A 3,193-nucleotide genomic window follows, 5' to 3' on the forward strand; every position below is an offset into this window, starting at 1 on the left:
GACCTGCCCGCCGGTGTCGCGGCGGTGCTGCGCCGCGTCGGCGTGCGGGCGGTGCAGCGCGTCGACCGCGACACGTTCACGGGCCCCGACCTCTTCTCCTTCCGCCGCGACGGCACGACGGGCCGGCTCGCGGGCGTCGTGCGCGCTCCGGGCTGACCAGCGACGCGACCCGATCGGGCGAGTCCGGCGCGTCGCGGGCGTGTCGCGGTGGCGGTCCGCGGACCCGTTGCTAGCGTGACCGTCGGAGGGAGCCCGTCGCTCCCGGTGCCGGTGTCCCCGGTGCCGGACGGCGGGACCGGGAAGGCCGGAGAGATCCGGGGAGGGAGCCACAGGCGATGGCCGGAGCGCTGCGCAAGACGATGCTGTACCTCGGTCTGGCCGACGACCGGTCCGAGCACGAGGAGTACCTCGAGGACCTCGACGGAGGGGACGTCGCCGTGGAGCACGAGTACGAGGCACAGGTCACGCCGCTGCACCGCCCGGTGCCGCGCACGCCCGCCCCGGCGCCGGCGCCGGTCGCGCACGACCTGCGCCGCATCACCACGATCCACCCGCGGTCGTACAACGACGCGCGCAAGATCGGCGAGGCGTTCCGCGAGGGCACGCCGGTGATCATGAACCTCACGGACATGGACGACGCGGACGCCAAGCGTCTCGTCGACTTCTCCGCGGGCCTGATCTTCGGCCTGCACGGCGCGATCGAGCGCGTGACGAGCAAGGTGTTCCTGCTCTCGCCCGCGCACGTCGAGGTCGCCGGCGACGCCGCACCCTCGGAGCCGCAGGCCGGACGCTCCGGCTTCTACAACCAGAGCTGACGTGCGCCTGCTCTTCAGCGTCCTGTACCTGGTCGTCCTCGCGTTCTTCCTGCTGCTGCTCGTCCGCCTGGTGCTGGACTGGGTCCAGTTCTTCGCGCGCGACTGGCGCCCCCGCGGTGTGGCGCTCGTCATCGCCGAGGCGACGTACACCGTGACCGACCCGCCGCTGAAGGCGCTGCGACGGGTCCTCCCGCCCGTCGGGATCGGGTCCATCCGGCTCGACCTGGCGTTCTTCGTGCTGGTCATCGGGTGCTCGCTGCTGATGGCGGTCCTGGGCAACCTGGCCGCATGATCACGCGCCCCGCGACCCACGGACGGACCGTGTCCACGCCCGGTCCAGCCGTGTGTCGAGGGACGTGCCCCCGCTGCAATCTCCGCTACGGTGGCCCGAGGCGGTTCGACCGCCGCGGCCCGACCGAGCTCGACCGACAGAGGTGACGACGATGGCACTGCTGACCGCAGACGACGTCCTGAACAAGAAGTTCCAGGCGACGAAGTTCCGCGAGGGGTACGACCAGGACGAGGTCGACGACTTCCTGGACGAGGTCGTCAACACGCTGCGCGAGCTCCAGAACGAGAACGAGGACCTCAAGACCAAGCTCGCCGCTGCCGAGCGTCGGATCGCCGAGCTGAGCCGCGCCGGCGCGCAGCAGGCCGCGCCCGCGCCGAAGCCCGAGCCGGTCCCCGAGCTGCAGAAGCCGCAGCCCGCCCCCGTGGTCGCCCCCGTCGCGCCGGTCGCCCCGCAGCGTCCGAGCGAGCCCGAGTCGGCGACGGGCATGCTCGCCCTGGCGCAGAAGCTGCACGACGACTACGTCCGCAGCGGCCAGGAGGAGAGCGACCGCCTCGTCGGCGAGGCCAAGACGCAGGCCAACCGCATCGTCCGCGAGGCGGAGGAGACGTCGCAGCGGACGCTGGGCCAGCTGGAGCAGGAGCGTTCGCTCCTCGAGCGCAAGATCGACGAGCTGCGGGTGTTCGAGCGCGACTACCGCACGCGTCTCAAGAGCTACCTCGAGAACCTGCTGGGCGACCTGGACAACCGCGGCAACGCGCTGCCGCCGCGCTCGGGTCAGGTGCAGCCGGTCGGGGACGGTCAGAACATCTGACCCAGGACGGCGCCGGGCCGCGTCGTCACAGGTCAGGGCAGTACTCGCACGACACACCACGCCGGGGATTCACCCGGCGTGGTGTGTTGTCTCCGGACGTATCCACGCATAAAGTCGCGGGACTTGACGACTTGGGGGGGACCAGGACGTGGCAATCAACGACGCACTGAGCGACGTCGCCGTGGCGGCCGACACGAAGGATCTGGACGAGCGCGTGAAGCAGTTCCCCGTCCGTGACGGCGAGACGCCCTGGACGGCGGCCGAGGTCAAGGAGGTCGCCGACGAGCTGACCTCGGACATCGACCGCCTGACCGGCGAGCTCGCGGCCGCCGACGCGGAGCTGTCCGACCTGCTGCGGAACTCCGGTGACGGTGCCGGTGACGACCAGGCAGACTCGGGCTCGTCGGCGCTCGAGCGCGAGCAGGAGCTCACGCTCGTCAACAACACGCGGGACCTGCTCGCGCAGACGCAGCGCGCGCTCGGCCGGATCTCGGCGGGCACGTTCGGCACGTGCGAGTCGTGCGGCCGCGCGATCGGCAAGGCGCGGGTGCAGGCGTTCCCGCGCGCCACGCTGTGCGTCGAGTGCAAGCAGCGGGAGGAGCGTCGCTGACGCGCCCGTAGACTCCTGCGGTGCCTTCCACGACTCCCGGACCTGACGCGTCCGCGACCACGCCTGCGCGCCGCCGGCGGCTGGTGACGACGCTCGTCGTCCTCGCCGTCTCCGTGCTGCTCGTCGACCAGCTCACGAAGCAGTGGGCGCTCGCGTCGCTCGAGGAGGGCGTGCGGCACGAGCTGCTCGGCGACCTGCTGGGGCTGCAGCTGGTGTTCAACCCCGGGGCCGCGCTGGGGATCGCGACCGGCATGACGTGGGTGCTGACGGTCGTCGCGACGGTCGTCGTCGTCGTGGTCGTGCGGGCGTCGCGCCGGATCGGGTCGGCCATGTGGGCCGTCGCGCTCGGTCTGCTGCTCGGCGGTGCGCTCGGCAACCTCGTCGACCGGTTCCTGCGTGAGCCCGCCTTCGCGCGCGGCGAGGTGGTCGACTTCATCGCCTACGCCAACTGGTTCGTCGGCAACGTCGCCGACATCGCGATCGTCGTGGCGGCGGGCCTCATCGTCCTGCTCGCGGGGCGGGGGGTGCACCTCGACGGGACGCGTGACGGCGACGCCGCACCTGCCGACGACGCCGCACCTGGCGACGACGCCGCAACCCTCGACGACCCGGCGCAGGACGCACCCGCCGCCGGGGCGCCGACGGGCGGCGGCACGACCGGCGAC

6 protein-coding genes are annotated in these 3,193 nt (G+C 72.3%); all 6 read left to right on the top strand.

All coding sequences use genetic code 11. The features are described from left to right. Positions 1-3: 3 nt before the first annotated feature. Positions 4-156, top strand: coding sequence for a laccase domain-containing protein (locus HGA02_RS14205; protein ID WP_281357185.1), 153 nt, complete (start codon positions 4-6; stop codon positions 154-156). A gap of 179 nt (positions 157-335) precedes the next feature. Continuing rightward, entirely contained in the window at positions 336-815 is a 480-nt protein-coding gene (locus tag HGA02_RS14210; protein WP_168679609.1) for a cell division protein SepF, read from the top strand. Position 816: 1 nt separating this feature from the next. Then, positions 817-1,107, top strand: coding sequence for a YggT family protein (locus tag HGA02_RS14215; RefSeq protein ID WP_168679611.1), 291 nt, complete (start codon positions 817-819; stop codon positions 1,105-1,107). A 151-nt stretch (positions 1,108-1,258) separates the two neighbouring features. Further along, entirely contained in the window at positions 1,259-1,918 is a 660-nt protein-coding gene (locus tag HGA02_RS14220; RefSeq protein WP_162351746.1) for a DivIVA domain-containing protein, read from the top strand. 148 nt (positions 1,919-2,066) lie between these two features. Continuing rightward, positions 2,067-2,528: a TraR/DksA family transcriptional regulator gene (locus HGA02_RS14225; protein ID WP_162351747.1), complete on the top strand. Its 462-nt coding sequence runs from the start codon at positions 2,067-2,069 to the stop codon at positions 2,526-2,528. A 20-nt stretch (positions 2,529-2,548) separates the two neighbouring features. Then, positions 2,549-3,193: signal peptidase II (locus HGA02_RS14230; protein ID WP_168679613.1), on the top strand; the 645-nt coding region annotated here is incomplete at its 3' end.

It is taken from the genome of Cellulomonas septica (genome assembly GCF_012396155.1).
In the GTDB taxonomy this organism is placed as follows: domain Bacteria; phylum Actinomycetota; class Actinomycetes; order Actinomycetales; family Cellulomonadaceae; genus Cellulomonas; species Cellulomonas septica.